Below are 25486 nucleotides of genomic sequence, written 5' to 3' on the forward strand. Positions count from 1 at the left end.
CTCTTACTGGCCTTTTGTCTTTAAGAAACTGACCACTAGATAAAACAAAGAGAGCCTACCGCTCTCTCTGCTCACATTTGGCTCTCTATGGACTGAAAATTATTTAGCTGCTTTTGAAAATGTTACAACGTAATTATAATCTTTCCCATTAGCTTGATATACATAGTCCTCTTTGAAAGTATAGCCACGTTTGCTCAACTCTTCTTTCTTAGCATCAACTTGGTTCTTGACAGCTGCTTTAACCTGTTCATTTGTTGAACCTTCCGCGACTTCAAGAGGAGTTCCATTGATATCTCCTAGGAAACCTGCAATATCTTTCATTTGATCAAAGTTATAAAAAACATTGACTTTGACCTTTTGAGGAGCTGGCTGTTCTAGACTTCTACGATTTCTGCTAGCGCGTGGTTGAACTGCTGGAGCCATTCTGAAACCTGAAGTTCCTGTAGTCTCCTTAGTGAATGTAACGACGTAGTTATAATTTTTCACAGTAGTATCTTGTTCAAAAATAATGTCATTTTTCACATGATACCCTCTAGCAGCTAAGTCTTTTATCTTGGCTTGAATTTTTTCTTTTACTAGCTCTTTTGCCTGTGCTTCACTCGTTCCAGCAGGAATTTTGACAGTGTTATCTTCTCCCGGGTCAGATAGAAAACCATGAATATCTGGCATTCCAGCGAAGTTATAGCTAATATTTACAGTTCCATCTGGTTCTGATGTTGAACGTGCCACTCTTCTTGCTCTTGCTTGAACTGATGGGGCATTTCTAAAACTTGAAGTCCCTTCTGAAGTTGAAGAAGGTTGTGCTGGAGTTGTTGCTGTATCTTCACCAGACCCATGACCTATTGCTGTACTTCCATCATTAATAGTAGTACCCTCATTACGACCATTTGTTAAATTATCTTTATTATAATTTGGTGCAGGTAATTCTTCACCTGGAACATTAATCTCATCAATCTTAGTTTGATATTCATCCGTAGCATCTACTGCTGCATCGTGATCTTTAGCATTATTTATCGCTTCTAATCCTGCTTCTTTTAATTCTTTTAATTGAGCTTCTAACTTAGCTTTTTCTGCTTCATCTTTAACTTTTTCAATTTCACTAAGTTTTGAAGCCGCAATTTTTTCAATAACATCTTTTCCATCTTTTTTTGCTTCCTCAAGTTTTTCACCTTTAGGTGCTACTTCTTCAGACGGAGTATCTTCTTTGGGTGCCGGAGCCGGATTTGATGTATCTCCATTTTGATTAGTTGGTAGTTTATCCTCTTTGGGTGTTGTTACTTCTGGTTTTGAAGCTGGAGTTTCAGGTTGTTCTGTAGTCCCTGTGTTTGAAGTAGTACCATATGTTAGCGGACTTGATGTTGCTGTATTCCCTGAATCATTTGTAGCTTCCGCAGATGGAGTATTAGAAGGTTCTGACGTTGTTTCAGATTTACCTGATTCTCCAGCTGGCTGTTCAGTGAAATTGGGCTCGCCTGAAGCGTCCAGTGACGAAGTTGAGTCACCTGTAGGAGTTTCAGATGGTGTTCCTGACTCGTCTGAATGATTGCCTGTTGATGGAGATTCAACTGAAGAACCTGATTCATCGTCTTTCGGTGCTGATGACGCTGGTGTTGCTGGTTCTTCCACTTTCGGCGCTGGTGTCGTTGGTTCCTCTGCTTTCGGTGCTGGTGTCGCTGGTTCTTCCACTTTCGGTGCTGGTGTTGCTGGTTCCTCTACTTTTGGTGATGGAGTCGATGGTTCTTCCACTTTTGGTGCTGGAGTCGATGGCTCCTCTACTTTTGGTGATGGAGTCGATGGTTCTTCCACTTTTGGCGCTGGAGTCGATGGCTCCTCTACTTTTGGTGATGGAGTCGATGGTTCTTCCACTTTTGGCGCTGGAGTCGATGGCTCCTCCACTTTTGGTGATGGAGTCGATGGTTCTTCTGCTTTTGGCGCTGGAGTCGATGGCTCCTCTACTTTTGGCGCTGGAGTCGATGGTTCTTCTGCTTTTGGCGCTGGAGTCGATGGTTCTTCCACTTTTGGCGTTGTTGCCACTGGCTCTTTTGTTTTTGGCTCAGTTGCTGCTGGTTCTTCTGCTTTTGGTGCTGAAGACGCTGGCTCCTCTACTTTTGGCGCTGGAGTCGATGGTTCTTCTGCTTTTGGCATTGAAGTCGATGGCGCTTCTACTTTCGGTGCCGGAGTCACTGGTACCTCTGCTTTTGGTGCTGGAGTCAATGGCGCTTCTGCTTTCGGTGCTGGAGTCGATGGTGCCTCTGCTTTCGGTGCTGGAGTTGCTGGTGCCTCTGCTTTTGGTGCTGGAGTTGCTGGCTCTTCTGTTTTCGGTGCTGGAGTCGATGGTAACTCTGCTTTTGGTGCTGAAGTCGATGGTCCTTCTGCTTTTGGCATTGGAGACGCTGGTGCCTCTGCTTTCGGTGCTGGAGTCGATGGTTCTTCTGCTTTTGGCATTGGAGTCGATGGCGCTTCTACTTTCGGTGCCGGAGTCACTGGTACCTCTGCTTTTGGCGCTGGCGCTTCAGAACTTGGATTTGAAGCTACAGGTTGATTTGTAGTTCCTATATTTGAAGGGGCCTTGTCTGCTGCTGGACTTGATTCAGTTGAGTTTCCTGACCCATTTGTAGTATATGCAGATGGAGCATTTAAAGTTTCTGACCTTGTTTCTGCTTTTGACGCTACTGGAGCTTCTGTTTCTTCCTTAACTTCTGGGCTTGTCTCTGCTGGTGCTTCTGAGGCAAGTTCTTCACCCGATTCTTCCGCTCTTTCCACTACTGGAGCTGATACAGGCTGATAGACTGGGCTATAGTTCACAGCCATTTTTTCAACTTTCTCAGTGACATCTGTTAATTCAAAAGTAACAGCTTTTGTCTCTTGATCTTTCTTGAGCAAGACTTCGTAAGTGCGAACTTCGCCACTTGCACCACTTTCCTTGATGACAATCTTGTGTTTTGTGACTGTATCTGAAATCGTTTCAGCTTCAGTAAAGTACAATTCATTGTGCGGTAAGAATAAATTCTTGCCTGAAGTTTGATTCATTTCTTGGAGTACATCTACAGGGATATTACTTGCTTCGCTGATAACACTTAATGTGTCCCCCCACTTAATAACATACTTAAATAAATCACCTTCTTTTTGAATATCAGCTTTTACTTCTGCAACTGTTCTGGCTACCCAGATACCATCTTGTTCACTGGCTGACACAGTTGGAGCTAAAAAGCCCAGCCCCAATAAAATCACACCTGTCGCAACAATTGCACCAGTTCTTAATTTTCTAAAGCCACGGAGGGATAATGTTCCTCTAACATTTGTTTGTCTCATAATGTTTATTTTTCCTCACTAATCTATATTTTCCAAAGTAGACTCTTCCTAGGCCTACTAGCCTATGTTTGCGATATGCACAGGCTTCTACAGATTTATCTATCTATTTTCAAAATAAAGTTTCTATAGATTCTTATGCACAATTCCATATATAAGTTGTGAAATTCCTTTCTAATAGATTCCATATCTTTAGTATATCATGTTTAAGTACCAAAGTACAAAGAAAGCAACTGAAAGCAATGATTTTCACCACTGCTTTCGGCTCTATTTTGAATTGTTAAATAGCCATTCTCTATCCACCATTCTTGAATAAAAAATAAGATGTAGTCTCTATTTTAGACTAATTTTTTCAAATTTATTCACTATCCAGCAAGAGCTCTTTTGGTTGTTTTCTTAGGAGATTGCTTGAAGCAAGCGCCATAACGAGAACCACTAGAACCAAGGCAAGGACAAAGACGATGATAAAGTCTGATGTCTGAATGGAAATATCTAGGCTCGACAAGGTCTTACTAAAGCTATCTACTTCTGCACCACCACCAAGGTTAGAGGCTTGAGCAGCCTTGCTAGCTTGCTTGGCAACACCTGAAGTGACATTGGTAAGAACAGTATTTCCGATTGCACGCGCTGTGTAAGTAGCTAAGAAGTAAGCAGAAACAAGAGCAGGGATGGCAATCAAGATGGATTCAGTGATGAATTGACCCAAGATACTTGCCTGCTTGAGACCAATAGAGAGGAGAATACCCACTTCCTTGCGACGGGCATTGATCCAAAGGCTGAGCAAGAGGGCAAGGAGAAGAACTGAGAAACTCAAGCTACCCCAGAAGAGGAGATTGGCCATCTTGTACATACCAGAGATGGATTGCTCAAGAGCTGGGTAGTTAGAGGAGCTCTTAACGAGTGTATAGCTCTTCCAGTTGATACCACTGATGCCATTCAACTCTTTCATGACGTCATCCAAGTTCTTGTCCGCTGTCACAAAGAAGGTTGCGTCCCCATAAATAGCTGTGTCTTCTGTGTATCCATAAAGTTTTGCAGCAGTGTGAATGTCTGTGATAGCTGTATTTTCATAGAGTTCTTGTGAGTAGGTTACTGCTGACTTATTATGACCATCAAAGAGTCCCTTGATTGTCACTTCGACTGTTTCCTTGGCACCTTTTTCATTGTCTGCATCGTAGATATTAGAGTCTAGTTTGACCTTGTCCCCTACTTTCCAGCCGTGTTTGGCTGCCAAGTCCTTGTGCAGGAGGATCTTGTCCTTGTCGTCGTTGGTTAAGTGCTCACCTTCGACCAACTTATAAGAACCAGAGACAAACTTGTCTTCTTTAGAAGAGTCATTGACTCCTGTAATCATCAAGCTACTTCCAAAATGTTTAGCACGGTCAGGTGTCAGATTTTTCTTGGTATCTGGCGTTTCGATGAGTTCATAGCCAGTCAAATCTCCAATGGCATTGATGCGTTTAACATAATACTCAATGGCCTTGTTTTCGGTGATTTTTTTGATGTCTTCACCCTTAATATTCCCAGCACCACGAGGCGTTCCTTGATTGACGCGACGATTGATTTGCATGGAGAAGCTGTTGGTGATATTTTTAAAGGTCTCCTGAGAAGCCTTGGCAGTAGCTCCCTTGATCGACAAGCCGACCAAACTCAAGCTCGCCATGAGGAGAATAATCAGGAAGATGACAATCGATTTGAAAAACTTCCTTGTAACGTAGGCAAATGCGTTGTGTAACATAGGTTCCCTTTCTAGATTTTATTCTATTTTATAGTTCGAACAGAAAAAGCTCGTATTATTTCGTAGTATCGCGAGTTTCAGTCAGTTTCTTGTCCTTCAACTCAAGTGTAATATCTGACGCTTGTGCCACTTCTTTACTGTGGGTGACGACAATCACACATTTACCTGTTTTCTGGGCAAGTGATTTGAGCAGTTCGACAATATCTCCAGCAGTTTTAGGGTCCAGATTTCCCGTTGGCTCATCCGCTAGAATAACTGGAGCTTCTGAGACCAAACTACGAGCAATGGCAACACGTTGCTGTTGACCACCTGATAACTGGAGAACATTCCGCTTGATCTGACTTTCATCCAAACCAAGCTCAAGCAGTGTATCCTTGCTTGCCTTTTTGTTGACCAAGCGGATATTTTCCAGTGGAGAAAGATAATCTATCAAGTTATAATTTTGAAAGACCAGGGAAATATGGTGCATGCGATGGTAAGAATAGCCCTTCTTACGAATATCCTCTCCTTGAAAAAGGATAGAACCTTCAACAGGACTATCTAAACCAGCAAGGAGGGACAAGAGAGTGGATTTCCCCGCTCCTGACTCCCCAATAATACTGTAAAATTTCCCGGGTTCAAAATTATAATTGATCTGATATAGGACTGCTTCAGCAGTGTTCTTATAACGGTAGGTAACATCTTGTAATTGTAATAAAGTCATGATTTCTCCTTCTTAACTAATAGATGATAAAATTTCTTTCGGCGATTTTCTAAATAAGAATAGGAAACAAAGTGCTACAGATAAGCAACTGAGCAGAACTAGAAAAACATAGGATTCTGCAAAAGATAAGATACTGGTTGATAAACTGCTTGCTTTGGCTAGCGTGTCTTGTAAGACTGCCTGATCTCCACTGGCTAGGACAGTTTGGAGCAGATAGGATGTAATGGCATTTCCAGCGATAAAGGATGGAAGCAAAGCTCCGAGAGATACCAAAACTACCTCTAAACAGAACTGTAGGAAAATCGAGCTCTTGCCTTTTCCAAGCGCCAGTAAAATTCCCACTTCGTAGACCCTTTCTCTCAACCAGAGAGACAAAACAAGAATTAAGGCTCCTGCTCCTGCTATCAACATCCCATAAAGGAAAATGGTCAGAAAGGTTTGGAAGGTTGCAACTGAGTCTTTGATTTGTTCAAAAGCCTTGTTCTCCTTCTCAACTTGGTAACCTTGACTAACCAAGGACAAGTTTTCTACCTGCTTCATGAGTCCGTCCATTTCCTTAGGATTTTCTACATAGAAGCGCGCTGCACTAACTTGAGGTTCGCTATTGCCCAAAAGAGTTTGGCTACTTTCATAGTCTGTAAAGACTTGGTTTTCACTGAAGTCAGAAGACAAGCCTGTGAATTTCTCTTGTTTTTTACCAGAAAAGATGCCGACAATCTCAAACTCGACAGTTTGTCCTTTACCAGCTTCTGACTGTCCAGCATCCAAGCGAAGCTTGTCATGAAGCGAAAGACCGTTCTTCTTGGCCAACTCTTCGTGAATAAGGATTTTCTTTGAATCCCCTTTTTGAAGATGTCGCCCTTCTTTTAGATTGAAAGCTGAACTGGTAAAGGTGACATCCTTGGATGAATCCTCAAGTGCCGTTAAGCTAACCAAGTTCTTGTCCGCAGCTGACAAATCATCACGCTCCACGCTCTGCTCGCCACTCACTACTTCCTTGTCTTTCAGTTTTGCGACCGTCTCGAGTTCAGGAGAGACATTTTCCAGTCCCTTAATCTTGCTCACGGACGCTATCTCTGACAACTTGAAGGTCTGCCCATTTTCTATCTTCTTAATAGAAAAAGATGTGTTGAGTGATTTGTAAAGATTGGTTTCAACTGTTTTGTTGGACTTCATCAGAGTCAAACAGGCTGAAATTCCAGCCAATAGGACCAATAAAATCAGAAATAAAATAAAACTTCTCAGTCGTTTTCTGCTGACATAAGCCCAAGCTATTTGGATTGGATTCATTCGTCACCTCCATATTTGTAATACTATTATAAAATCCAAATATGAAATGTTTATGAAATACAAAAAAAGAGCAAAAATTTTTTGCTCTACTTGAATTAGATGAAAACAAAAGAGCTAGCCTAAGCTAACTCTTATCCTATGCGGAGAGAGGGACTTGAACCCTCACGACCTAAAGCGGTCACAGGATCCTTAGTCCTGCGCGTCTGCCAATTCCGCCATCCCCGCGTCGATTACTTTACTAGTATATCAACTTTTAGGATGCTTGTCAACACTTTTTTCAATTTTTTTCATTTCATCAAATAAATTACTCTGAAATTTCATTTAGCTTTTCATCTACTAACTTAGCTCCGAGTGTATTTTTGAAATGACCTAGGGCAAATTGATGGTTTTCAGGCCAGATGGAAGCAACAGCTGGTTTAACAATCTCGATATCATATCCTAGATTATAGGCATCTATAGCTGTATGCAGGACACAGATATCCGTCAAAACTCCTGTTAAAATAACGGTAGAAATTCGACGCTCTCTCAAACGGATATCCAGGTCAGTCCCTGAAAAAGCTGAGTAATGGCGTTTATCCATCCAAAAGACACGACTGTCTGAACCATGCTCTTGATAAAAGGTCCCCAAATCTCCGTATAAATTCCGTCCACTAGTCCCAATCAAATTGTGAGGAGGAAACAACTTGCTTTCTGGATGGAAACAATCGTTTTCTTCGTGAGCATCGATTGTAAAGAAGATGTAATCTCCTCGTTCAAAAGCTAATCGAGTTACCTTGCTGATGGCATCCGAAATCGCCTGAGCTGGAGCACCTGCTGTCAGCTTCCCACTATCAGCAACAAAATCTTCTGTATAGTCAATCGAAATTAAAGCCTTAGTCATTAGTAATCTCTTTTCTTCACTTCTTCAAAAATATCTGAAATCAAGACCTTAAGATAGGTTCCCTTCATTCCAAGTGAGCGACTTTCAATAATTCCCGCAGACTCAAGTTTACGAAGGGCATTGACAATCACCGAACGGGTTATTCCGATACGATCTGCAATCACTGACGCAGTCAACTGTCCTTCATTTCCGTTTAACTCCCCTAAAATAGCTGAAACAGCACGAAGTTCGGAGTAAGAAAGGGTATTAACCGCCATGGTAACAGCAGTACGGCGACGGATATTTTTCTCATCTTCCTCACGCTGGAAGTTGAGAAGTTGAATTCCAACAACGGTACTCGCAATTTCAACAAGAATCAAGTCCTCGTCTTCGAATTTTTTATCATTGCGCCAAATAATCAAAGAACCAAGTCGAATCCCTGATACATGAATCGGTGCAATAGTCGTCAAACCATCTGGAAAGTCGGCACGACTTTCCACAGGAAAAATGCTTAAATCATGATCAACTGTCAGATTGGCTTCTGTATCGTAAATCATGTTCGCGCCCTGTACATAGTCGTCCGGGAAAATCTTAGTTTGGAAGAATTGCTCGACACGATCTGTATTGGTTTTGTAACGCATGAAATAACCAAGGAGACGTCCCTTGCTATTAACGATACAGGCGTTACAGTCGATAATATCTGCCAATTGACGGGTAATCGCATTGTAGGGAAGCTCTTCCTGCAACTGCTCCTCTGAGCGCTTCAGGATAGAAGTAATTTTTCTAGTTTTTTCTAATAAATGTGCCATTTTTCACCTCGAATTTAATCGCTATCATTATAACATAAACAGCTTGAATTTTCAATTATTATCTGAAAATTGCTTATTTAATTGCAATTTGAAAAAACAAGAATATTTTTAATTAAATTGCTTCTTTTCTATTGACAAGCTCCCTGTTTTTGTGTATTATAACATTACAAGAAGATAATATAACTATTTTATTTATCTTTCTTTTTCCATTCGGTCTCCTTATATAAAAAAGCGATTCATTTTGAACCGCTTTTTCTTATTTATCGCCCTTGTTACGAATAACAAAGCCTGTTTTCTTTTCGCTTGAAGTATTGCGTGGTTTTTTATTATCCTTACGGTAACGTTTTTCCTTATCAAAACGATCGTTGCCACGACTTCCTTTTTTGAAATCATCACGGCGACCACCACGACGGTTGTCTCCTCGGCGATTATCACGACGGTCATCTCCACGACGACCTCCCTTAGCGTTACCACCGAAGCCATTACCTGATGGTTTAAATGGCAGTGGTTTTTCACGTGCAATCTCCACTTCAGGAAGACTATCTGGGTCTTGAACAGTCAGACTCAAGATATACATTGCCAATTCTTCTAGAGTAAATTCGGCAGCTAGCTTACGAGCATCCTTACCAAATTTCTCAAAGTTGGCACGGATAGTCTCATCTGCAAAATCACGTTCGATTTTCTTGAGAGCTACGTGTTTTTTTACTTGGAAGGCTTCTTCTGCGCTTGCAGGTTTAAGGCCTTTCATGCGTTTCTTAGTCAAGTTTTCAATGATTTGGAGGTAGCCCATTTCATTTGGTGATACGAAAGTAATAGACTGACCTGACTTACCGGCACGACCTGTACGACCGATACGGTGAACATAACTTTCAGGATCTTGTGGAATATCGTAGTTATAGACATGGGTCACACCTGAAATATCCAACCCACGTGCTGCAACGTCTGTCGCAACCAAAACATCAAGATTGCCATTTTTAAAGTCACGAAGGACACGAAGACGTTTGTTTTGGTCTAGGTCTCCATGAATTCCTTCTGCACGGAAGCCACGGATTTTCAAACCACGAGTCAATTCATCCACACGACGTTTGGTACGACCAAATACGATAGCAAGCTCAGGCTGTTCCACATCCATGAGACGAGTCATGGTATCAAATTTTTCTTGCTCTTTAACTCGGATATAGTATTGGTCAACCAATTCTGTTGTTAATTCCTTAGCAGCAATCTTCACATGCTCAGGTTCTTTCATAAACTGAACACCGATACGTTTGATGGCATCTGGCATAGTTGCTGAGAAAAGTAAGGTTTGACGGCTTTCAGGAACACGGGAGATGATAGCTTCAATGTCTTCAAGGAAGCCCATGTTGAGCATTTCATCCGCTTCGTCAAGGATAAGAGTTTCAATATCTTGTAATTTCAAGGCCTTGCGTTTAATCAAGTCCAAGAGGCGACCAGGTGTTCCCACCACGATATGGGCACCAGATTTAAGAGCCTTAATTTGCTTTTCAATGCTTGATCCGCCATATACTGAACGGACTTTGACTCCCTTACTACGACCAAAGCGGAAGAGTTCTTCTTGACTTTGGACAGCTAGTTCACGAGTTGGAGCGATGACCAAGGCTTGGATAGTTGCTTCTTCTGTACGAATTTTTTCAAGAGTTGGCAAACCAAAAGCCGCAGTTTTTCCCGTACCAGTCTGAGCTTGACCGATAACGTCCTTGCCTTCAAGGGCCAAGGGAATGGTTTGTTCTTGGATCGGACTGGCTTCTACAAAACCAGCTTTTTCAATCTCTGCTAGCAAATCAGCAGACAAGTTTAATTCATTAAATTTCACGATATTCTTCTTTCTAAAGGTGGTGCGAAGCCACCCTATAGGGCTTAGTTTATACTTTTCTTTTTATGACGTATTTTCATATACTGGATATAAAATCGTGTTGCTTCTTTTCCACAAAAGAAAAGTACTGTTTTCTTTGCAACCTATCTAGTATAACACAAGAGAGAAGCAAAAGATAGCCCAATCCATCGATAATATCATGTAAACGATTTTTCTGAGAAAGTAAGGCTATAATTTCCACTATTTCATAAACTTTTTTAAAGCGTAGCAGAATTGTGCAAAAGTTTTTTTCTTGTGCTAGAATGAAAATCGAATAGGAGGAACTCTAAATGTTAACTTATGATTTAATCGTTATCGGATTTGGTAAAGCTGGTAAAACACTAGCTGGTAAATTGGCTTCAGCTGGCAAAAAAGTTGCTCTCGTTGAACGTAGCAAAGCTATGTACGGTGGAACTTGTATCAACATCGGATGTATCCCAACTAAGACTTTGCTAGTTGCTGCTGAGAAAGACTTGTCTTTTGAAGAAGTGATTGCTACCAAAAACACTATCACTGGTCGCCTCAACGGTAAAAACTATGCTACTGTTGCTGGTACAGGCGTAGATATCTTTGATGCGGAAGCTCACTTCCTTTCAAATAAAGTCATCGAAATCCAAGCTGGTGATGAAAAGAAAGAACTGACTGCTGAAACAATCGTCATCAACACTGGTGCTGTTTCAAACGTCTTGCCAATCCCTGGACTTGCTACAAGCAAAAACGTCTTTGACTCAACAGGTATCCAAAACTTGGACAAATTACCTGAAAACCTTGGAGTCCTTGGTGGTGGAAATATCGGTCTTGAATTTGCCGGCCTTTACAACAAACTTGGAAGCAAGGTCACAGTCCTAGATGCCTTGGATACTTTCCTTCCTCGTGCAGAACCTTCCATCGCAGCTCTTGCTAAACAATACATGGAAGAAGACGGTATTGAATTGCTTCAAAATATCCGTACTACTGAAATTAAAAATGACGGTGACCAAGTGCTTGTCGTAACTGAAAATGAAACTTACCGTTTCGATGCCCTTCTTTACGCAACTGGACGCAAACCAAATGTAGAACCACTTCAACTTGAAAATACAGATATTGAACTAACTGAACGTGGTGCTATTAAAGTGGACAAACATTGTCAAACAAACGTTCCTGGTGTCTTTGCAGTTGGAGATGTCAACGGTGGCCTTCAATTTACTTACATTTCACTTGATGACTTCCGTGTTGTTTACAGCTACCTTGCTGGAGATGGTAGCTACACGCTTGAAGACCGTCTCAATGTACCAAACACCATGTTTATCACACCTGCCCTTTCACAAGTCGGTTTGACTGAAAGCCAAGCAGCTGATTTGAAACTTCCATACGCCGTTAAGGAAATCCCTGTTGCTGCGATGCCTCGTGGTCATGTAAATGGCGACCTTCGCGGAGCTTTCAAAGCTGTTGTGAATACTGAAACAAAAGAAATTCTCGGTGCAAGCATCTTCTCAGAAGGTTCTCAAGAAATCATCAATATCATCACTGTTGCTATGGACAACAAGATTCCTTACACTTACTTCACAAAACAAATCTTCACTCACCCAACCTTGGCTGAGAACTTGAATGACTTGTTTGCGATTTAAGTTGAGATTTAATCGTATCGAACAGCCCTCTTTGGGCTGTTTTTACTTCTGCGAAATCTCAAATCTGTCTTTTCCCTCTTTTATGATATAATAGAAACATGAAATTAAAAACTACTTTGGGCCTCCTAGCTGGGCGCTCTTCCCACTTCATTTTAAGCCGTCTTGGCCGTGGAAGTACGCTTCCAGGAAAACTTGCCCTTCAATTTGATAAAGATATTTTACAAAACCTAGCTAAGAACTACGAGATTGTCGTGGTCACTGGAACCAACGGAAAAACCCTGACAACTGCCCTCACTGTCGGCATTTTAAAAGAGGTTTATGGTCAAGTTTTGACCAACCCAAGCGGTGCCAACATGATTACAGGAATTGCGACGACCTTCTTGACTGCCAAATCTTCTAAAACCGGAAAAAACATTGCCGTCCTAGAAATTGACGAAGCCAGTCTATCTCGTATCTGTGACTATATCCAGCCAAGCCTTTTTGTCATCACGAATATCTTCCGTGACCAGATGGACCGCTATGGTGAGATTTACACAACTTACAAGATGATTTTGGACGCTATTCGTAAGGTGCCTACTGCCACTGTTCTCCTTAATGGAGACAGTCCACTTTTTTACAAGCCAGCTATTCCAAATCCTGTAGAGTATTTTGGTTTTGACTTGGAGAAAGGCCCAGCCCAGCTGGCTCACTATAATACAGAAGGAATTCTCTGTCCTGACTGCCAAGGCATCCTCAAATATGAGCACAATACCTATGCAAACTTGGGTGCCTATATCTGTGAAGGTTGTGGATGTAAACGTCCTGATCTCGACTATCGCTTGACAGAATTGGTTGAGTTGACCAACAATCGCTCTCGCTTTGTCATTGACGGACAAGAATACGGTATTCAAATCGGTGGTCTCTACAATATCTACAACGCCCTAGCAGCGGTTGCTATCGCCCGTTTCCTTGGTGCAGATTCACAACTCATCAAGCAGGGATTTGATAAGAGCCGTGCTGTCTTTGGACGCCAAGAATCCTTCCATATCGGTGACAAGGAATGTACCCTCGTCTTGATTAAAAATCCAGTCGGTGCGACCCAAGCTATCGAAATGATTAAACTAGCACCTTATCCATTTAGTCTATCTGTTCTCCTAAATGCCAACTATGCAGATGGAATTGATACCAGCTGGATCTGGGATGCTGATTTTGAACAAATCACTGACATGGACATTCCCGAAATCAACGCTGGCGGTGTTCGTCATTCTGAAATCGCTCGTCGTCTACGAGTAACAGGCTATCCAGCTGAGAAAATCACTGAAACAAGTAGTCTGGAGCAAGTTCTCAAGACCATTGAGAACCAAGACTGCAAGCATGCTTATATTCTGGCTACCTATACTGCTATGCTTGAATTCCGCGAACTGCTGGCTAGTCGTCAGATTGTTAGAAAGGAGATGAACTAATGGTTTATACTTCACTTTCCTCAAAAGCTGGCAATTACCCCTATCAGCTCAACATTGCCCACCTCTACGGAAATCTCATGAATACCTACGGGGACAATGGAAACATCCTCATGCTCAAGTATGTGGCTGAAAAACTGGGAGCCCATGTGACGGTTGACATCGTTTCTCTCCATGATAGCTTTGATGAAAATCACTACGACATTGCCTTTTTCGGTGGTGGTCAAGACTTTGAACAGAGTATCATTGCAGACGACCTACCTGCTAAAAAAGAGAGCATTGACAACTACATCCAAAACGACGGTGTGGTTCTGGCTATCTGCGGTGGTTTCCAACTATTGGGCCAATATTATGTTGAAGCTTCAGGGAGACGCATCGAAGGACTAGGGGTCATGGGCCACTACACCCTCAATCAGACCAATAACCGTTTTATCGGGGACATCAAGATTCACAATGAAGATTTCGATGAAACCTACTATGGTTTTGAAAATCATCAGGGCCGTACCTTCCTCTCAGATGATCAAAAACCGCTGGGACAGGTTGTCTATGGAAATGGAAATAACGAAGAAAAAGTCGGCGAAGGTGTTCATTATAAGAATGTCTTTGGTTCCTACTTCCACGGGCCTATCCTCTCTCGTAATGCCAATCTAGCTTATCGCCTAGTCACTACTGCCCTCAAGAAGAAATATGGTCAGGACATTCAACTCCCTGCTTATGAGGACATTCTCAGCCAAGAAATCGCTGAAGAATACAGTGATGTCAAAAGCAAGGCTGACTTTTCTTAAACAAAGGAAAATGATATCAAAGAACTCCGTTATCTTGTCGGAGTTCTTTTTGTCTGTTCTTTTACCCTTCTCCCTTGCATTTTCTCTCATTTTTTGCCAAAATAGAGGGGTAGAAAGAAGGTAGCATATGTCTAAATTACAACAAATCGTAACATATCTTGAATCAGAAAAACTAGACGTCGCTGTCGTATCTGACCCCGTCACAATCAATTACCTCACTGGCTTTTACAGTGATCCCCATGAACGCCAAATGTTCCTTTTTGTCCTAGCAGATCAGGAACCTCTCCTCTTTGTCCCAGCCCTTGAGGTTGAGCGTGCAAGCAGCACTGTTTCCTTCCCAGTTGTGGGCTATGTGGATTCTGAAAATCCATGGCAAAAAATGAAACATGCTCTTCCACAACTTGACTTCAAACGTGTCGCTGTTGAGTTTGACAATCTCATCTTGACCAAATATCATGGCTTGAAAATAGTCTTTGAAACTGCTGAGTTTGAAAACCTCACTCCTCGTATCCAACGTATGCGCCTTATCAAATCAGCTGACGAAGTGCAAAAAATGATGGTGGCCGGTCTCTATGCGGACAAGGCTGTTAAGGTTGGTTTTGACAATATTTCTCTTGATAAGACTGAGACAGATATTATTGCCCAAATCGACTTTGCTATGAAGCGTGAAGGTTATGAAATGAGTTTTGATACCATGGTCTTGACTGGTGATAATGCTGCAAATCCACACGGTATTCCAGCAGCAAACAAAGTTGAAAATAACGCCCTTCTCCTCTTTGACCTTGGTGTTCTAGTCAACGGCTATGCGTCAGATATGACTCGTACGGTCGCTGTCGGCAAACCAGACCAATTCAAGAAAGATATTTACAACTTAACTCTTGAAGCCCAACAAGCTGCTCTTGACTTTATCAAGCCAGGTGTGACTGCTCATGAAGTGGACCGCGCGGCCCGTGAGGTCATTGAAAAAGCTGGTTACGGCGAGTACTTCAACCACCGTCTTGGTCACGGTATCGGTATGGATGTCCACGAATTCCCATCTATCATGGAAGGAAACGACATGGTCATCGAAGAAGGCATGTGCTTCTCTGTTGAACCAGGTATCTATATCCCTGGTAAAGTCGGTGTCCGTATCGAAGACTGTGGTGTTGTTACCAAAGATGGCTTTGACCTCTTTACAAACACCAGCAAAGACTTGCTTTATTTTGATTAAAATTCTTCGAAAATCTTCCCACAATAAAACGCATAGTATCAAGGTTTTTCAACACCTGATACTATGCGTTTTTCTTATTTGAAAGACTTTTGACTCAGCCTCATTACTTAATCTTCTTGATACTTTGACTAAGGATAAATCCTACAATCATCCCTACCATATTTTGCATGAAATATAGTTGCTGAGAAAAGTAAGGTTTGACGGCTTTCAGGAACACGGGAGATGATAGCTTCAATGTCTTCAAGGAAGCCCATGTTGAGCATTTCATCCGCTTCGTCAAGGATAAGAGTTTCAATATCTTGTAATTTCAAGGCCTTGCGTTTAATCAAGTCCAAGAGGCGACCAGGTGTTCCCACCACGATATGGGCACCAGATTTAAGAGCCTTAATTTGCTTTTCAATGCTTGATCCGCCATATACTGAACGGACTTTGACTCCCTTACTACGACCAAAGCGGAAGAGTTCTTCTTGACTTTGGACAGCTAGTTCACGAGTTGGAGCGATGACCAAGGCTTGGATAGTTGCTTCTTCTGTACGAATTTTTTCAAGAGTTGGCAAACCAAAAGCCGCAGTTTTTCCCGTACCAGTCTGAGCTTGACCGATAACGTCCTTGCCTTCAAGGGCCAAGGGAATGGTTTGTTCTTGGATCGGACTGGCTTCTACAAAACCAGCTTTTTCAATCTCTGCTAGCAAATCAGCAGACAAGTTTAATTCATTAAATTTCACGATATTCTTCTTTCTAAAGGTGGTGCGAAGCCACCCTATAGGGCTTAGTTTATACTTTTCTTTTTATGACGTATTTTCATATACTGGATATAAAATCGTGTTGCTTCTTTTCCACAAAAGAAAAGTACTGTTTTCTTTGCAACCTATCTAGTATAACACAAGAGAGAAGCAAAAGATAGCCCAATCCATCGATAATATCATGTAAACGATTTTTCTGAGAAAGTAAGGCTATAATTTCCACTATTTCATAAACTTTTTTAAAGCGTAGCAGAATTGTGCAAAAGTTTTTTTCTTGTGCTAGAATGAAAATCGAATAGGAGGAACTCTAAATGTTAACTTATGATTTAATCGTTATCGGATTTGGTAAAGCTGGTAAAACACTAGCTGGTAAATTGGCTTCAGCTGGCAAAAAAGTTGCTCTCGTTGAACGTAGCAAAGCTATGTACGGTGGAACTTGTATCAACATCGGATGTATCCCAACTAAGACTTTGCTAGTTGCTGCTGAGAAAGACTTGTCTTTTGAAGAAGTGATTGCTACCAAAAACACTATCACTGGTCGCCTCAACGGTAAAAACTATGCTACTGTTGCTGGTACAGGCGTAGATATCTTTGATGCGGAAGCTCACTTCCTTTCAAATAAAGTCATCGAAATCCAAGCTGGTGATGAAAAGAAAGAACTGACTGCTGAAACAATCGTCATCAACACTGGTGCTGTTTCAAACGTCTTGCCAATCCCTGGACTTGCTACAAGCAAAAACGTCTTTGACTCAACAGGTATCCAAAACTTGGACAAATTACCTGAAAACCTTGGAGTCCTTGGTGGTGGAAATATCGGTCTTGAATTTGCCGGCCTTTACAACAAACTTGGAAGCAAGGTCACAGTCCTAGATGCCTTGGATACTTTCCTTCCTCGTGCAGAACCTTCCATCGCAGCTCTTGCTAAACAATACATGGAAGAAGACGGTATTGAATTGCTTCAAAATATCCGTACTACTGAAATTAAAAATGACGGTGACCAAGTGCTTGTCGTAACTGAAAATGAAACTTACCGTTTCGATGCCCTTCTTTACGCAACTGGACGCAAACCAAATGTAGAACCACTTCAACTTGAAAATACAGATATTGAACTAACTGAACGTGGTGCTATTAAAGTGGACAAACATTGTCAAACAAACGTTCCTGGTGTCTTTGCAGTTGGAGATGTCAACGGTGGCCTTCAATTTACTTACATTTCACTTGATGACTTCCGTGTTGTTTACAGCTACCTTGCTGGAGATGGTAGCTACACGCTTGAAGACCGTCTCAATGTACCAAACACCATGTTTATCACACCTGCCCTTTCACAAGTCGGTTTGACTGAAAGCCAAGCAGCTGATTTGAAACTTCCATACGCCGTTAAGGAAATCCCTGTTGCTGCGATGCCTCGTGGTCATGTAAATGGCGACCTTCGCGGAGCTTTCAAAGCTGTTGTGAATACTGAAACAAAAGAAATTCTCGGTGCAAGCATCTTCTCAGAAGGTTCTCAAGAAATCATCAATATCATCACTGTTGCTATGGACAACAAGATTCCTTACACTTACTTCACAAAACAAATCTTCACTCACCCAACCTTGGCTGAGAACTTGAATGACTTGTTTGCGATTTAAGTTGAGATTTAATCGTATCGAACAGCCCTCTTTGGGCTGTTTTTACTTCTGCGAAATCTCAAATCTGTCTTTTCCCTCTTTTATGATATAATAGAAACATGAAATTAAAAACTACTTTGGGCCTCCTAGCTGGGCGCTCTTCCCACTTCATTTTAAGCCGTCTTGGCCGTGGAAGTACGCTTCCAGGAAAACTTGCCCTTCAATTTGATAAAGATATTTTACAAAACCTAGCTAAGAACTACGAGATTGTCGTGGTCACTGGAACCAACGGAAAAACCCTGACAACTGCCCTCACTGTCGGCATTTTAAAAGAGGTTTATGGTCAAGTTTTGACCAACCCAAGCGGTGCCAACATGATTACAGGAATTGCGACGACCTTCTTGACTGCCAAATCTTCTAAAACCGGAAAAAACATTGCCGTCCTAGAAATTGACGAAGCCAGTCTATCTCGTATCTGTGACTATATCCAGCCAAGCCTTTTTGTCATCACGAATATCTTCCGTGACCAGATGGACCGCTATGGTGAGATTTACACAACTTACAAGATGATTTTGGACGCTATTCGTAAGGTGCCTACTGCCACTGTTCTCCTTAATGGAGACAGTCCACTTTTTTACAAGCCAGCTATTCCAAATCCTGTAGAGTATTTTGGTTTTGACTTGGAGAAAGGCCCAGCCCAGCTGGCTCACTATAATACAGAAGGAATTCTCTGTCCTGACTGCCAAGGCATCCTCAAATATGAGCACAATACCTATGCAAACTTGGGTGCCTATATCTGTGAAGGTTGTGGATGTAAACGTCCTGATCTCGACTATCGCTTGACAGAATTGGTTGAGTTGACCAACAATCGCTCTCGCTTTGTCATTGACGGACAAGAATACGGTATTCAAATCGGTGGTCTCTACAATATCTACAACGCCCTAGCAGCGGTTGCTATCGCCCGTTTCCTTGGTGCAGATTCACAACTCATCAAGCAGGGATTTGATAAGAGCCGTGCTGTCTTTGGACGCCAAGAATCCTTCCATATCGGTGACAAGGAATGTACCCTCGTCTTGATTAAAAATCCAGTCGGTGCGACCCAAGCTATCGAAATGATTAAACTAGCACCTTATCCATTTAGTCTATCTGTTCTCCTAAATGCCAACTATGCAGATGGAATTGATACCAGCTGGATCTGGGATGCTGATTTTGAACAAATCACTGACATGGACATTCCCGAAATCAACGCTGGCGGTGTTCGTCATTCTGAAATCGCTCGTCGTCTACGAGTAACAGGCTATCCAGCTGAGAAAATCACTGAAACAAGTAGTCTGGAGCAAGTTCTCAAGACCATTGAGAACCAAGACTGCAAGCATGCTTATATTCTGGCTACCTATACTGCTATGCTTGAATTCCGCGAACTGCTGGCTAGTCGTCAGATTGTTAGAAAGGAGATGAACTAATGGTTTATACTTCACTTTCCTCAAAAGCTGGCAATTACCCCTATCAGCTCAACATTGCCCACCTCTACGGAAATCTCATGAATACCTACGGGGACAATGGAAACATCCTCATGCTCAAGTATGTGGCTGAAAAACTGGGAGCCCATGTGACGGTTGACATCGTTTCTCTCCATGATAGCTTTGATGAAAATCACTACGACATTGCCTTTTTCGGTGGTGGTCAAGACTTTGAACAGAGTATCATTGCAGACGACCTACCTGCTAAAAAAGAGAGCATTGACAACTACATCCAAAACGACGGTGTGGTTCTGGCTATCTGCGGTGGTTTCCAACTATTGGGCCAATATTATGTTGAAGCTTCAGGGAGACGCATCGAAGGACTAGGGGTCATGGGCCACTACACCCTCAATCAGACCAATAACCGTTTTATCGGGGACATCAAGATTCACAATGAAGATTTCGATGAAACCTACTATGGTTTTGAAAATCATCAGGGCCGTACCTTCCTCTCAGATGATCAAAAACCGCTGGGACAGGTTGTCTATGGAAATGGAAATAACGAAGAAAAAGTCGGCGAAGGTGTTCATTATAAGAATGTCTTTGGTTCCTACTTCCACGGGCCTATCCTCTCTCGTAATGCCAATCTAGCTTATCGCCTAGTCACTACTGCCCTCAAGAAGAAATATGGTCAGGACATTCAACTCCCTGCTTATGAGGACATTCTCAGCCAAGAAATCGCTGAAGAATACAGTGATGTCAAAAGCAAGGCTGACTTTTCTTAAACAAAGGAAAATGATATCAAAGAACTCCGTTATCTTGTCGGAGTTCTTTTTGTCTGTTCTTTTACCCTTCTCCCTTGCATTTTCTCTCATTTTTTGCCAAAATAGAGGGGTAGAAAGAAGGTAGCATATGTCTAAATTACAACAAATCGTAACATATCTTGAATCAGAAAAACTAGACGTCGCTGTCGTATCTGACCCCGTCACAATCAATTACCTCACTGGCTTTTACAGTGATCCCCATGAACGCCAAATGTTCCTTTTTGTCCTAGCAGATCAGGAACCTCTCCTCTTTGTCCCAGCCCTTGAGGTTGAGCGTGCAAGCAGCACTGTTTCCTTCCCAGTTGTGGGCTATGTGGATTCTGAAAATCCATGGCAAAAAATGAAACATGCTCTTCCACAACTTGACTTCAAACGTGTCGCTGTTGAGTTTGACAATCTCATCTTGACCAAATATCATGGCTTGAAAATAGTCTTTGAAACTGCTGAGTTTGAAAACCTCACTCCTCGTATCCAACGTATGCGCCTTATCAAATCAGCTGACGAAGTGCAAAAAATGATGGTGGCCGGTCTCTATGCGGACAAGGCTGTTAAGGTTGGTTTTGACAATATTTCTCTTGATAAGACTGAGACAGATATTATTGCCCAAATCGACTTTGCTATGAAGCGTGAAGGTTATGAAATGAGTTTTGATACCATGGTCTTGACTGGTGATAATGCTGCAAATCCACACGGTATTCCAGCAGCAAACAAAGTTGAAAATAACGCCCTTCTCCTCTTTGACCTTGGTGTTCTAGTCAACGGCTATGCGTCAGATATGACTCGTACGGTCGCTGTCGGCAAACCAGACCAATTCAAGAAAGATATTTACAACTTAACTCTTGAAGCCCAACAAGCTGCTCTTGACTTTATCAAGCCAGGTGTGACTGCTCATGAAGTGGACCGCGCGGCCCGTGAGGTCATTGAAAAAGCTGGTTACGGCGAGTACTTCAACCACCGTCTTGGTCACGGTATCGGTATGGATGTCCACGAATTCCCATCTATCATGGAAGGAAACGACATGGTCATCGAAGAAGGCATGTGCTTCTCTGTTGAACCAGGTATCTATATCCCTGGTAAAGTCGGTGTCCGTATCGAAGACTGTGGTGTTGTTACCAAAGATGGCTTTGACCTCTTTACAAACACCAGCAAAGACTTGCTTTATTTTGATTAAAATTCTTCGAAAATCTTCCCACAATAAAACGCATAGTATCAAGGTTTTTCAACACCTGATACTATGCGTTTTTCTTATTTGAAAGACTTTTGACTCAGCCTCATTACTTAATCTTCTTGATACTTTGACTAAGGATAAATCCTACAATCATCCCTACCATATTTTGCATGAAATTTGGTAAAATTTCTGGTAGAGCTGCAGCCCAGCCATTCATCAATGTAGAGCCCAAGGCGTAACCCCCTACCATGGCAATCGTTGCTAAGATAAGGCCTAACCACTGAGTTTTTCCTTTAAATCCTGCGAAAAATCCCTGCAAGCCATGGTTGACCAAGCTAAAGAACATCCACTGAGGATAGCCTGATAAGAGGTCAATCAAGAAACCTGCTAGTCCTCCTACTACAGCCCCTTCACGACTACCAAAGTAGAAGGCCGTAAAGAAGACACCCGCATCTAAAAGAGTTAAAATGCCTGTCGGTGTTGGAATTTTTAAGAAATAACCTAGAACCACAGAGAGGGCGGTTAAGAGGGATACAAGGGCGATTTTAGTTGTTTTGGTTTGCTTCATATTGTCTTACTCCATACTGATCTGCTTGTGCAATAGAACGATAAACGAAATCCTTAGAGCTTTCTACTGCTGGTAAAAGTTCATCACCTTTAACCAAGTGACTGGCAATGCTAGAGGCAAAGGTACAACCTGCACCAGCATTTTGCCCTTGAATGACAGGATTTTCTAGGACTGTAAAGTTTTGTCCATCATAAAAGACATCTACAGCCTTGTCCTGACTAAGGCGATTGCCTCCCTTGATAATGACTGCTGGCGCTCCTAATTCATGCAATTTCTGCGCTGCAGCTTTCATGTCTTCCAAGGTTTTGATTTCCTGACCAGTCAATAATTCTGCTTCAGGAAGATTAGGCGTAATCACACTGACATAAGGGAAAAAGCGAATCAACTCTTGACAGAGTTCACTTACAGCTACGTCGTGTGTTTCCTTGCAGACCAAGACAGGGTCCAGAACCACAGGCACTCCTGGGCATTGCTTGATAAAGTCCAAGGCCTTCTCAGCCACACTGACAGTTGGTAGAAGACCAATCTTAATCCCCCCAAACTCCACATCACGCAAGCTATCTAATTCATGTTGAAAAATGGTATCGTCAGTTGGAAAGACTTCAAAGCCCTTTTCCGTCAAGGCTGTCAAACAAGTCACTGCTACAAAGCCATGCAAGCCGTTCAAGGTATAAGTAGCCAAATCAGCTGACAAACCACCACCACTAAAAATATCATTTCCAGAAAGTGCTAAAATACGATTATTCTTCATAACGAATCTCCTTTAAATATAAACCATTTGGTGCTGCAGTGGGACCTGCAAGCTGCCTGTCCTTTTTCTCCAAGATGAGGTCAATCTGCTCTACTGGCATGCGGTTATTGCCGATTTTAAGCAGTGTCCCCACCATATTACGAATCTGCTTATACAAGAAACCATTTCCTGAAAAGGTAAAGGTCAAAAACTGGCCTGTCTCATCAACCCTAAGACTAGCTTCTGTGATGGTGCGAACCTTATCCTCTACACTAGTCCCAGAGGCTGTAAAGCCGGTGAAATCATGAGTGCCTTCTAATTTTTTGATAGCCTCCCGCATCCGTTCCACATCAAGCGGATAAGGAAAGTGGGTGGCATAGTGACGGCGCATCGGATTTTTGGGACGGCCCCTATCCACGATAAACTCATAGGTCTTACTGTGCTTAGCATAACGGCAATGAAAATCATCCGCCACAAGCTCAATCGAAATCACATCAATATCTTCAGGGGACTGAGTGTCTAGAGCAAAACGGAGCTTCTCCTCATCCATTTGATAAGGCAGGTTAAAATGAATAACCTGTCCCAGGGCATGAACCCCACTATCTGTCCTACCAGCACCGTGAACAGTAATGGCTTGCCCTTTATTTAACTTGGTCAAGGTTTTTTCAATTTCTTCCTGAACACTACGCGCATGAGGCTGGCGCTGAAAACCAGCAAAGGCGTAACCATCATAGGAAATAGTTGCTTTATATCTTGTCATAACTTCTATTTTATCAAGAAATTAGTCTGTAAACAAGGCCCTAAATCAAATAGTGTCTGGGTACAAAAATCCAAAAAAGAAAAACTTAGGAAACCAATCCTAAGCTCTCTTTTGAAGTAGGTACATGACAAAGATAGAGGTTACAATTAACCAAGATCCTAAGATAGCAAAGACCAACATCCCATTGTGAGTTAATAAGCCAATTGCACCTAGAACGAATGGAGTCGTAAAGGCTCCGAAACTACAGCCTAAAACTGCAAATGAGGTTGCTTGATTGAGGAGTTTAGCTGGAATTCTTTCAGAGACAAGTTGAAAGACTGTCGTCAAGGCTACACTGTAGGCAAAGCCAGCCAGAATACTTCCTGCCACTACCACCCACAAGGATGGAGACAAGGCAATCACAATTTGCCCCAAGCCGAAGGTAATACCAGACCAGAGGAGCAGTTTCTCTTTAAATATTGAAATCAGGAAAGAAAAACTCACACCAGCCACAATCCCGATTAACTGCATGACACTAAGAACAAAACTAGATAACTGGGCATCTCCCAGTCCTCTTTCCACCATCAGACTTGGAATACGGATGGTAATAGCTGTATTGGTACAAACTACAACCGCCGCTTCAATAGCTAAGATAAAAATCAAGCCCTTCATTTCCCGAGTTAAGCGACTTGCTTCCTTCGTTTTTTTCTTGACTTCTTTCTTTTCTTTTCCATAAGGTACAAAGAGCAGATAAAGGATCAGAACTAAAAATCCAGCACTATAAGCTAAGAAAGTAGCTGTCCAACCAAAGGCCAACAATTGGCCGACTGCCAAGGTAATGAGAGAAGCCCCAACGACCTCTGCAGAACCGCGTAGCCCTAACATCTGAATTCTCGTTTTTCCTTGATAGCGTTCACTGATAATAGAAATGGCCTTGGCATTGATCATCCCAACACCTAAACCAAAAAGAATCCGTGTTCCAAAGACAAAAGGATAAGCTTGGTACCAAAAGGGAGCAGTTCCACTTAGTGATAAAATCAGCAATCCCAAACTGATCTGTAAGCGCTCAGGAAATATTTTTTCTAAGAAACCATTTAGTAATAACATAATCATGATTCCAAAGGAAGGCAAGCTCGCCAAGAGCTCAATTTGTTCCTTAGGATAACCTTGATAATAGTCAAACATGGCTGGCAGGGCACTCGAGATGGAAAAGGACGTAATCAAAACGAGGGAGAGAGCCAAAATACTGGCCCGTTCTAAAAATTGTTTCATGAAATCTCTTTCTATATTTCTCTTAATCTTCTACTTTTTTGATAGTCATCAAACAAGCAAGAAAAGAAGAAGCCTCTTTAGTGTACAGACTCCTTCTTAAACTCGAAAATGAATCCCTTGTGTCTTAGGATGATTTTCTCTTGATTTGCTTAATAAAGTAGAAGATAAATCCTGCCACCATATAGGCAACAAAGATAATCAGACACCACTTGAACACGACATCCCAACCCTTGTTCACATTCAAAAAGAAGTAAGGGAAGGGACTGACCTTAGAATTAGGAATGTCTAGTTTCAGTACCAAGCCATTAAAAAGAGCAAAAATCATATAAAGCAAGGGTAAAATCGTCCACACAACTGGATCCCAGATTTTGTATTGACCCTGTTTGTCAAAAAAGAGGGTATCCGCTAAAAACCAAAGCGGAACGATATAGTGGCAAAGGAAATTTTCTAGAGTATAGAAATTAGTCGCAATAGGCGCTAAGAGGAAATGGTAAATCACACAGGTAATCATGATACTCATGGTGACCCCACCTTTTAAACGCAAGAGGCTTGGCCTTTGCCAGTTTTCACCTAAACGGCTCATAACCTTTAGGAGATAGAGCGTAAAAATCGCTACTAAAAGGTTGGACAGAACCGTATAATAGAGCAGCATCCCAAATCCACCATGCTTGGTGATTTCAAGATAAACTCCCGTAAAAGCCGCTAGAAACAAGAAGATACGGCTATAAAATACAAGTTTATAGTGTTTTGACATAC

General features: G+C 42.0%; 20 protein-coding genes, 1 tRNA gene and 1 pseudogene. 8 read left to right on the top strand and 14 right to left on the bottom strand.

Features of this window, described 5'->3' with window-relative positions; translation table 11 throughout:
- Positions 1–99: 99 nt before the first annotated feature.
- The 8 genes from RN80_RS08250 to cshA form a co-directional block, all read right to left on the bottom strand.
- Positions 100–3312 carry a hypothetical protein gene (locus tag RN80_RS08250; RefSeq protein WP_060628606.1) on the bottom strand — a complete coding sequence of 1071 codons (3213 nt, stop codon included), beginning with the start codon at positions 3310–3312 and terminating at the stop codon, positions 100–102.
- Between the two features lie 355 nt (positions 3313–3667).
- Positions 3668–5047 carry an ABC transporter permease subunit Vex3 gene (gene vex3 / locus RN80_RS08255; protein WP_060628607.1) on the bottom strand — a complete coding sequence of 460 codons (1380 nt, stop codon included), beginning with the start codon at positions 5045–5047 and terminating at the stop codon, positions 3668–3670.
- Between the two features lie 55 nt (positions 5048–5102).
- Positions 5103–5750, bottom strand: a complete 648-nt coding sequence (gene vex2 / locus RN80_RS08260; protein WP_060628608.1) for an ABC transporter ATP-binding subunit Vex2 — start codon at positions 5748–5750, stop codon at positions 5103–5105.
- 12 nt (positions 5751–5762) lie between these two features.
- Entirely contained in the window at positions 5763–7040 is a 1278-nt protein-coding gene (locus tag RN80_RS08265; protein WP_060628609.1) for an ABC transporter permease, read from the bottom strand.
- A gap of 139 nt (positions 7041–7179) precedes the next feature.
- Positions 7180–7265, bottom strand: a tRNA-Leu gene (locus RN80_RS08270).
- Between the two features lie 79 nt (positions 7266–7344).
- Positions 7345–7920: a cysteine hydrolase family protein gene (locus RN80_RS08275; RefSeq protein WP_000158727.1), complete on the bottom strand. Its 576-nt coding sequence runs from the start codon at positions 7918–7920 to the stop codon at positions 7345–7347.
- A complete protein-coding gene (codY, locus tag RN80_RS08280; RefSeq protein WP_049542801.1) occupies positions 7920–8708 on the bottom strand; it encodes a GTP-sensing pleiotropic transcriptional regulator CodY in 789 nt (262 codons plus the stop codon). The genes RN80_RS08275 and codY overlap by 1 nt, the downstream gene beginning before the upstream one ends.
- A gap of 256 nt (positions 8709–8964) precedes the next feature.
- A complete protein-coding gene (cshA, locus tag RN80_RS08285; protein ID WP_060628610.1) occupies positions 8965–10539 on the bottom strand; it encodes a degradosome RNA helicase CshA in 1575 nt (524 codons plus the stop codon).
- A 329-nt stretch (positions 10540–10868) separates the two neighbouring features.
- Here cshA and RN80_RS08290 point away from each other — a divergent pair, with 329 nt between their 5' ends.
- From RN80_RS08290 to RN80_RS08305, 4 genes are all read left to right on the top strand, one after another.
- Positions 10869–12185: an FAD-containing oxidoreductase gene (locus RN80_RS08290; protein WP_000958933.1), complete on the top strand. Its 1317-nt coding sequence runs from the start codon at positions 10869–10871 to the stop codon at positions 12183–12185.
- A 98-nt stretch (positions 12186–12283) separates the two neighbouring features.
- Positions 12284–13627, top strand: a complete 1344-nt coding sequence (murT, locus tag RN80_RS08295; RefSeq protein WP_060628611.1) for a lipid II isoglutaminyl synthase subunit MurT — start codon at positions 12284–12286, stop codon at positions 13625–13627.
- Positions 13627–14409 carry a lipid II isoglutaminyl synthase subunit GatD gene (gene gatD / locus RN80_RS08300; protein WP_060628612.1) on the top strand — a complete coding sequence of 261 codons (783 nt, stop codon included), beginning with the start codon at positions 13627–13629 and terminating at the stop codon, positions 14407–14409. The genes murT (RN80_RS08295) and gatD (RN80_RS08300) overlap by 1 nt, the downstream gene beginning before the upstream one ends.
- 127 nt (positions 14410–14536) lie before the next feature.
- On the top strand, positions 14537–15619 hold the full coding sequence (locus RN80_RS08305; protein ID WP_060628613.1) for a M24 family metallopeptidase: 1083 nt from the start codon (positions 14537–14539) through the stop codon (positions 15617–15619).
- Between the two features lie 173 nt (positions 15620–15792).
- Here RN80_RS08305 and RN80_RS08310 read toward each other — a convergent pair.
- Positions 15793–16344: pseudogene (locus RN80_RS08310) on the bottom strand (DEAD/DEAH box helicase); the annotation flags it as partial.
- Positions 16345–16673: 329 nt separating this feature from the next.
- On the opposite strand from RN80_RS08310, the gene RN80_RS08315 reads away from it, so the two are divergent.
- From RN80_RS08315 to RN80_RS08330, 4 genes are all read left to right on the top strand, one after another.
- Positions 16674–17990, top strand: a complete 1317-nt coding sequence (locus tag RN80_RS08315) for an FAD-containing oxidoreductase (protein WP_000958933.1) — start codon at positions 16674–16676, stop codon at positions 17988–17990.
- 98 nt (positions 17991–18088) lie between these two features.
- On the top strand, positions 18089–19432 hold the full coding sequence (gene murT, locus RN80_RS08320) for a lipid II isoglutaminyl synthase subunit MurT (protein WP_060628611.1): 1344 nt from the start codon (positions 18089–18091) through the stop codon (positions 19430–19432).
- Complete coding sequence (gatD, locus tag RN80_RS08325) at positions 19432–20214, top strand: lipid II isoglutaminyl synthase subunit GatD (protein WP_060628612.1); 783 nt, start codon at positions 19432–19434, stop codon at positions 20212–20214. Before murT (RN80_RS08320) ends, gatD (RN80_RS08325) begins: the two co-directional genes overlap by 1 nt.
- Positions 20215–20341: 127 nt before the next feature.
- Positions 20342–21424 (top strand): M24 family metallopeptidase, encoded by a 1083-nt coding sequence (locus tag RN80_RS08330; protein WP_060628613.1) that lies wholly within the window; start codon positions 20342–20344, stop codon positions 21422–21424.
- A 103-nt stretch (positions 21425–21527) separates the two neighbouring features.
- Here the strand turns inward: RN80_RS08330 and RN80_RS08335 are convergent, their stop codons facing one another.
- From RN80_RS08335 to RN80_RS08355, 5 genes are all read right to left on the bottom strand, one after another.
- Complete coding sequence (locus RN80_RS08335; protein WP_000814989.1) at positions 21528–21989, bottom strand: ECF transporter S component; 462 nt, start codon at positions 21987–21989, stop codon at positions 21528–21530.
- A complete protein-coding gene (locus RN80_RS08340) occupies positions 21967–22740 on the bottom strand; it encodes a bifunctional hydroxymethylpyrimidine kinase/phosphomethylpyrimidine kinase (RefSeq protein ID WP_000794766.1) in 774 nt (257 codons plus the stop codon). Before RN80_RS08340 ends, RN80_RS08335 begins: the two co-directional genes overlap by 23 nt.
- The gene (gene truA, locus RN80_RS08345) at positions 22730–23479 is read right to left on the bottom strand and encodes a tRNA pseudouridine(38-40) synthase TruA (protein WP_023946244.1); all 750 of its coding nucleotides are present in this window, start codon (positions 23477–23479) and stop codon (positions 22730–22732) included. Before truA ends, RN80_RS08340 begins: the two co-directional genes overlap by 11 nt.
- 99 nt (positions 23480–23578) lie before the next feature.
- Positions 23579–24730, bottom strand: coding sequence for an MFS transporter (locus tag RN80_RS08350; RefSeq protein ID WP_023946242.1), 1152 nt, complete (start codon positions 24728–24730; stop codon positions 23579–23581).
- 124 nt (positions 24731–24854) lie between these two features.
- Complete coding sequence (locus tag RN80_RS08355) at positions 24855–25484, bottom strand: Pr6Pr family membrane protein (RefSeq protein ID WP_060628614.1); 630 nt, start codon at positions 25482–25484, stop codon at positions 24855–24857.
- Between the last annotated feature and the right edge of the window lie 2 nt (positions 25485–25486).

It is taken from the genome of Streptococcus mitis (genome assembly GCF_001281025.1).
GTDB lineage: Bacteria > Bacillota > Bacilli > Lactobacillales > Streptococcaceae > Streptococcus > Streptococcus mitis_AK.